Source organism: Rubritalea sp., assembly GCF_039830215.1.
GTDB lineage: Bacteria > Verrucomicrobiota > Verrucomicrobiia > Verrucomicrobiales > Akkermansiaceae > Rubritalea.
The window spans coordinates 1-6,675 of record NZ_JBDOPO010000089.1; the positions used below are offsets into that span (position 1 = coordinate 1).

A 6,675-nucleotide genomic window follows, 5' to 3' on the forward strand; every position below is an offset into this window, starting at 1 on the left:
ATCGAGCAATACAACATCGAGCAAATCGCAGAAAAATAGGTCAGGTCGACTGACAGGGCCAAAATGAGTCATTATGACCCAACAATTTGGCGCACATAGGACAAATTGTAACAAATAGCAACTATGCAGCAATGGTTACGCACCGTGAATAAAACACACAACTCGCTCTATATTAGATGAAATAGATGAAATGTGAATAATTGGCACACAAGATGCAATTATGAAAGATGAACTAAAAACCAATTATGAGAACATTTTCACCATTCACAACACGCAGCCTCTTCAGCGAACTAAACAATTTCTTAGAGGAGTGCCCGAAACGAGAAGCACACCAACTCTATACCACCGACAGTGGCTGGGTCGTGCGGATCGACTTACCTGGGTTTGAAAAATCCGATCTAGCACTGTATTTCGAAGAAAGCGCGCTTCACCTCATCGCAGAAAAACCGGAAGGCTCAGAACAGACAAGACCGGCAACACATCACAAGTTCGCACTCGGCAATGAGGTGAACAGCCTCTCTATCACCGCAAAGCTAGAGAATGGTGTCCTAGAAGTCACCCTACCACGTAAGGAAGAAGTCGCAGCTAACAAGAACATCACCATTCAATAAACAACTTTACCACAAGACCATTATGACAGAATTCACAAACACAACAGACACGGAAAACATCACAGCACGACCTTCCTACACATCCGCATCCACTAAAACTGGTGTGATCGTCACAGTCGACCTCCCAGGAGTGGCGAAGCTGGGCGTCACGATCACCAGTGAAAAACAACAGCTTAAGATTCAGGCGTTACGCTCAGACTCTACTGCTGAAGGCTGGAACCTCGTTAACAACAGTTCTCGCCCCACTCACTACAAACTAGTGCTAAATATTCATCCAGACCTAGATCTCAACAAAACCTCAGCACGCGTCGAAAATGGAGTACTCAACCTCCAGATCAGACGACGCGATGAGAGCCTGCCACGGCAAATCGAGATAGACCAATAATCACCACGGCGCAAAAAAGCGCATCAAACCATTTTCATTGTGTAGGTAGAGTAGTCTCCCACATCCTCGAGTGAGGGTGTGGGAGCATTCACTTTTAGTTCACCTAGTCGTTTACACTTCACAAATGAGACTCAAGGCCATACACCCTTCGGCAGGCCCATTTGACAAAGCAGTAAACTCCTCCACAACAGGTTGTTTGCGGCACATGCCAACTCATCACCATCACTCTTTAAACAGCTCAGATCCTATGGAACCCGTAGAAGAATTCACCAAAGTAGAATCGATTTTCGTCCGCAAGCGCAACGCCTTGATGGTGCGTGGTCAGTTCACGCCAATATTTACCGACTATTATATCCATCTCATGGAGAACAAGCTGCGCCATAAGGAACAGCTCGATACAATCATCAAGGACAAACTAGCCTTCCTCACACTCCACCTCGTGGCACGCCCATGGGCTGAAACCATCGCTTGGACCGTCAGTTTGCGTGCTCCACGTGTCAACTTTTTCGTCACAGGTAGTTCTGTTGAAGAAAGCATCACCGGCCACCTCTTCACTGAGAACGTGAAGGAGACTGATCGAAATATCCTCTACAGTCAGACCCTCGTCAAAGACGCTGAAGGCCGCAAGTCCACAGTGGAACTCGAAGACAACGACCCAGCTCATTGGATGGAAACCTACTACGCGCAAAGTGAGCAACGACCGGCACGCGCATTCCGTTTAGCCGATGAGAACTTCGTACTCATAGCTGCGCAGCCCGACTGCGACCTAGAATGGCTCGAGGCTCTCACCACTGACGATGTTGAAAAAATAATGGAGCAAGAGCAAACGAAAGTCCTCGAGACTCGTAAGTTCCGCTTCCATTGTGGTTGTGCTCCCGAGCGATTCCTTCCGGCACTTGGTCAATACAAAGACAACAAAGAAGAACTCTTCCAAGGGGACCCCGCAGTAGAAATCACCTGCCCACGCTGTGGCTCAAAGCATGTCATCACCCCCGACATGCTGTAGAAAAGTCATTGCCTTTTTTTACGGGGTAGGTTGTTAGGCTTTACGTTCATAGCCACCTAACAATCAAAAATCTTAAATCAAAAATTTCATGTCCGTTCACGACACATTCAACCAATACGTACTACCGACCTATGGTCGGTTCCCTCTTATCCCTGAGAAGGCCGAGGGCTCATGGCTCTGGGACGATCAAGGTAACAAGTTCCTCGACTTCTGCACCGGCATCGCCGTGTGCTCCATTGGCCACTGCCACCCGCGCCTCATCACAGCTATACAAGAACAAGCTGGCAAGTTGATGCATTGCTCCAACCTTTACGAAATTCCAAAGCAAGCGGAACTCGCCAAAATAATCGTCGAAGACTTCGTCAAAATCCCTGGTAAAATTTTCTTCTCGAACTCTGGCGCCGAAGCCAACGAGGGACTCATCAAGCTGGCTCGTAAGTTTGGCAATGCTAAACCGAGCACCGACGGCAGCCCTAGGCATGAAGTCATCACCTTCAGAAATTCATTCCACGGTAGGACCATGGCCACCCTTACAGCGACCGGCCAAGATTCGATTCAAGAAGGATTTGCCCCAATTCTTCCCGGTATCAACTATGCCCTCTATAACGACCTCGAGTCCGTCAGAGCCCAAATCACTAACAAGACTGCTGCGATCCTGCTAGAACCCATCCAAGGTGAAGGCGGAATATTCTCAGCTACAGCCGAGTTCCTCAATGGACTTGCTGAGCTTTGTAAAGAACACGATCTCCTACTGATGTTTGATGAAGTCCAAGCTGGCTTCGGAAGGCTCGGTAATGATATGGCGTGGAGAGCAATCGCTCCCGACGTGCAGCCAGATGCCCTTTCGTGGGCTAAGGGACTAGGCGGCGGGTTCCCAATCGGAGCCTTCTGGGTCAACGATAAGGATATTGATGATGGTATCACACTGAGCAGCCAACTCGGACCAAGAACCCACGGTTCAACCTACGGTGGAAGCCCGCTTGCCTGTGCCGCAGCCCTTGCCGTACTCGCTGAAATCAAAGAGGCTAAGCTGAACGATAACGTCATCGCTAGAGAGCAGCAAATCAGAGCTGCTCTCTCCGAATGGAACCACCCAGCAATCCTGGAGCTCAGAGGTAAAGGCCTGATGCTCGGCTTTGCTCTGAATGCATCTGCCATAAAGACAAGCCAAGGTGTCACCCCAGCGCTGGCTTTGGTTCTTAAACTCACCGAGAAAGGCATGCTCACAGTTCCAGCAGGCGCTGAGACTCTCAGGTGGCTACCAGCTCTTAATGTGAGCGAACAAGACGTCGCGTTCGCATTGACACTCCTCAAAGAAGCGCTCGATGAATTAACGGCATGATTCAAATCACACTAGGCCATTTCTTTCTACTCTCTTTAAATGCTCCTATTTTTAGGTACTTAGCTTCAAACTAAAAGTACACATATAAGGTCAAAAGACGGCTCAGAAACTGACAAAATCAGCACTCGACCCATCGATCTGAACTGATTCAGTGCCCAATTTCATACAAACTCCTCTTGGTTGAAGGCTTGCTAGAATTACAAGAGTACGTCGGTCGTCCATAGACCTCCTCATGGGAGAGAGGCCTATACGAGAACTTCAATGGAATCATTCGGTAATACTTCCCCATACCAACAGACCTCGAAAAGGTCTCGATAGAAAAGTACCAAAATTCATTTTCATCCACAAGTAACTAGGTCCGCACACTTACATGTTGAAGCCGTGCCTTGTAGGATAGAGAACCTTCAGGTTTAAGCCCGAACGGCGCAGCTGCTGCCACGCTGTGCCATGCAAACTTATGGCTCGCAGACAATCTCAGTTGCCTGCTCTGCTTTGTGATACTTAATGTTGGAATCCTTTTTGTCTACCCGATCAATGCGATCCCTCACAGTCGGGCATTTTCGATTTTTTGGTAAAAATCAATCTCGACTGTCTGTTTTCCGATCTCGGCACACAATTGGGGTTGCTCACTTTAGTATTGCTCTTCCGGAGACTTCTGCCAGTCAGAGCTGAGTAACTCAGGCTCCCTTTCCATCATTGCCTGCTTCCAATCTGAAACGTGCACAGGGTGGATTTCAGACTCTCTGACGATCTGTTGAAATGGTCCTTTCTCACTGGAGCACTCCCAGAGCCGCTGGTGCCTTGGACTCGGGTTCATGTCGTTTTATGGTTTGCTTTCATTTTATTATTTTAAAGTTCGAGGCTTTCACCGCTCCCCACCATCAAAATTATAGCTTAAATACCTATCCGAATTTTGAGGTCTAGCTCTCCCCACGGCCATGATTGAACAAAATATAATTCTACCCACAAAAAAAGCGCCTAGCACAACTGAGGTGCCAGACGCTTCTAGTTTTGAAATTAAATACTTGCTATTAGCTGAGTTCCGCCACGACTGCTTCCAGTGATGCCACATCATCGATCGAGTAGACCTTCACATTCTTATCAATGCGCCCCATCAGACCAGCAAGTACTTTGCCGGGTCCCAACTCGATGAATGTTGTGTTACCTGCCGCAATAGCAGCCTGCATGCTTTCAGTCCAACGCACAGATCCAGTCACCTGCTTCTCAAGAGTCTCGCGGATCTCTGCTGTGTCTGCAACCGCAGTTGCGTTGTAGTTAGAATACACCGGAACGGATGGCATGGAAATATCAGCACTAGCGAGAACTGGGGCAAGCTTGTCTTGAGCTGATTGCATGAGGCGTGAATGGTAAGCACCAGCAACCTTAAGCTTCTTAGCCATGCGAATACCGCGCTCCTTGGCGCCAGCCACAGCCTTGTCGACTCCATCGACTGAACCGGAAACCACGATCTGTCCAATGGCATTGAAGTTTGCTACATCCACATCGCTATCTGCTGCGAGAGTCTTTACAGCCTCTTCATCACCACCGATCATTGCAGCCATTGCTCCTTCAGTGCTAGTGCAGGCTTCTTCCATGAAAGCGCCACGCTGTTCGACGATCTTTAGACCATCTTCAAACGAAAATGTATTCGCAGCTGCATGTGCGGTAAACTCACCCAGTGACAGTCCAGCTGCAGTCACAATCTCTAGCTCTGGAAGTTTCTCCTTCAGCACCTCGAGACAAGCCAAACCATGGAGGTACAATGCAGGTTGGCAATTGCCCGTACGCATGAGTTCTTCAGCTGGCCCCTCAAACATCACTGAACTCAATGTACGACCGAGTGCTGCATCAGCCTTATCAAAAAGTGCTTTTGCACTAGGAAATGCCTCAATGAGATCTTTACCCATGCCCACTTTCTGAGCGCCTTGTCCTGAAAAGAGTACTACTACCTTGTTAGCCATAAACAGTCTCTAACCTCCAGTTCTCGACTAATCAACCCTCAATACGAGACGCTAAAAAATTCTCGCTAGCTATCTACTGCCCGTATAATTTTTTCACACGATACGACAAAAACTTAAGAGCTAAGCGAAGTGGCCGGCTTTATTGGACAGGTTGCCAAAGAGAGTTAGACATCCTCTTGTTGTTGACTCTGCTCAAAGTATTACTCTAGTGGCCTCATGCGGAGGACTTGATGTTTCCGGCCGTGGATTCAAACCGGATGTGCCTGATTCGATTGAAAGACGGCTCAGATGCTGATTAGGATCTTTAAGAACTGGCATGAAGTCATCGCTAGTGAACTGGCTCCCTTGAACAGCATTAAATATTTTCGGCTTAAGCTGAATCGATAAGGCCTCCTCCAAACACTCATCACTAAAAGATCTATCAAAATTGCTGCTGAGTCTTCATATACACAGATAACGAACACTCCAATCTATCACTGGCGGATGATCAACTTTTCCACTTCCTAACGGAATGTAAGTGATGTCCGCGCCCCAAAGAGGATTACATTGCTCAATTTAGAAACAACTCAGCAAGTAAAGATAAATCTTATGACCTTTGCCAGCATTGCTAAAGCCAGGTTTGGGTCGATCGTTTCTGTTCCTATGAGGCGCATCAATCGCCAAGCCATTCGACACGGAAAAGGTAGCCTCACTTCCCTAGCTCATTGTGGACGCGAGCCTGACCATACATTGGTTCTTACATTCAGATGCGAGCAATAAGCTTGCCTGAAATGTTCATTTTCAGAAAAAAAGAATCCATCTAAACCTTAAGGATGAGTCATTTATGACTTATATTCACAATTCAACCCTTACTTATTCAACTCGTCCTCTAGCAGCTCGACACCGCAGATCTCTCAGCTATCTGAAAACAATCCACCTCCGCTTGAAATTGGCCATTCAACCTAAAGAGGCGGTCTTCTTTGCATTGATGCAGAAATTTCTCTCCAATCATGGCTTTACTCGACTCGAAGATCGCTCCTTCCTTACTATAATTTTTTCCAGTCGGTTACCTAACTGAGGAGAACCTTATACTTGCTCACTATCTCATGGATCGGCACCTGCTCAAGCTGCGCCTCGATAGCTACTTAGCTTTTAAAGCCCGTACTAAATCTACGACTTCTTTTCATTGGTTGTTCATCCTGTGCTGGCTTGGCAAGATGTTCAAATTTTCCAGACCCACTCAATTTTTCACCATGCTTGCGAGTAGCTCAGGCAGTAACATCAGAGAGGAAATGAGGATGCAGCTAGCACCAACTACTGACACGATTCCCGGACCAAACGACTGCGCAATGACAAAGGCTAGATAAGCCGAAATCAACCCGCGGACGCCG

Annotated in this window: 6 protein-coding genes; 4 read left to right on the plus strand and 2 right to left on the minus strand. The window is 47.6% G+C overall.

Annotated features, from left to right (window positions below; genetic code table 11):
- Nucleotides 1-245 precede the first annotated feature (245 nt).
- The 4 genes from ABGY95_RS02795 (at nt 246) to ABGY95_RS02810 (ending at nt 3,344) form a co-directional block, all read left to right on the plus strand.
- The gene (locus ABGY95_RS02795; protein ID WP_347440168.1) at nt 246-611 is read left to right on the plus strand and encodes an Hsp20/alpha crystallin family protein; all 366 of its coding nucleotides are present in this window, start codon (nt 246-248) and stop codon (nt 609-611) included.
- Between the two features lie 22 nt (nt 612-633).
- Complete coding sequence (locus ABGY95_RS02800; protein ID WP_347440170.1) at nt 634-996, plus strand: Hsp20/alpha crystallin family protein; 363 nt, start codon at nt 634-636, stop codon at nt 994-996.
- A gap of 247 nt (nt 997-1,243) precedes the next feature.
- Complete coding sequence (locus ABGY95_RS02805; protein WP_347440171.1) at nt 1,244-2,002, plus strand: Hsp33 family molecular chaperone HslO; 759 nt, start codon at nt 1,244-1,246, stop codon at nt 2,000-2,002.
- An 88-nt stretch (nt 2,003-2,090) separates the two neighbouring features.
- Nucleotides 2,091-3,344 carry an acetylornithine/succinylornithine family transaminase gene (locus ABGY95_RS02810; RefSeq protein ID WP_347440173.1) on the plus strand — a complete coding sequence of 418 codons (1,254 nt, stop codon included), beginning with the start codon at nt 2,091-2,093 and terminating at the stop codon, nt 3,342-3,344.
- Nucleotides 3,345-3,975: 631 nt separating this feature from the next.
- Here the strand turns inward: ABGY95_RS02810 and ABGY95_RS02815 are convergent.
- On the minus strand, nt 3,976-4,161 hold the full coding sequence (locus ABGY95_RS02815) for a hypothetical protein (RefSeq protein ID WP_347440174.1): 186 nt from the start codon (nt 4,159-4,161) through the stop codon (nt 3,976-3,978).
- A gap of 214 nt (nt 4,162-4,375) precedes the next feature.
- Complete coding sequence (gene fabD / locus ABGY95_RS02820) at nt 4,376-5,305, minus strand: ACP S-malonyltransferase (protein WP_347440175.1); 930 nt, start codon at nt 5,303-5,305, stop codon at nt 4,376-4,378.
- Nucleotides 5,306-6,675 lie beyond the last annotated feature (1,370 nt).

Coding starts and splice junctions, on each gene's coding strand:
- ABGY95_RS02795 (WP_347440168.1), top strand. CDS start 246: ATGAGAACATTTTCACCATTCACAACACGCAGCCTCTTCAGCGAACTA.
- ABGY95_RS02800 (WP_347440170.1), top strand. CDS start 634: ATGACAGAATTCACAAACACAACAGACACGGAAAACATCACAGCACGA.
- ABGY95_RS02805 (WP_347440171.1), top strand. CDS start 1,244: ATGGAACCCGTAGAAGAATTCACCAAAGTAGAATCGATTTTCGTCCGC.
- ABGY95_RS02810 (WP_347440173.1), top strand. CDS start 2,091: ATGTCCGTTCACGACACATTCAACCAATACGTACTACCGACCTATGGT.
- ABGY95_RS02815 (WP_347440174.1), bottom strand. CDS start 4,161: ATGAACCCGAGTCCAAGGCACCAGCGGCTCTGGGAGTGCTCCAGTGAG.
- fabD (WP_347440175.1), bottom strand. CDS start 5,305: ATGGCTAACAAGGTAGTAGTACTCTTTTCAGGACAAGGCGCTCAGAAA.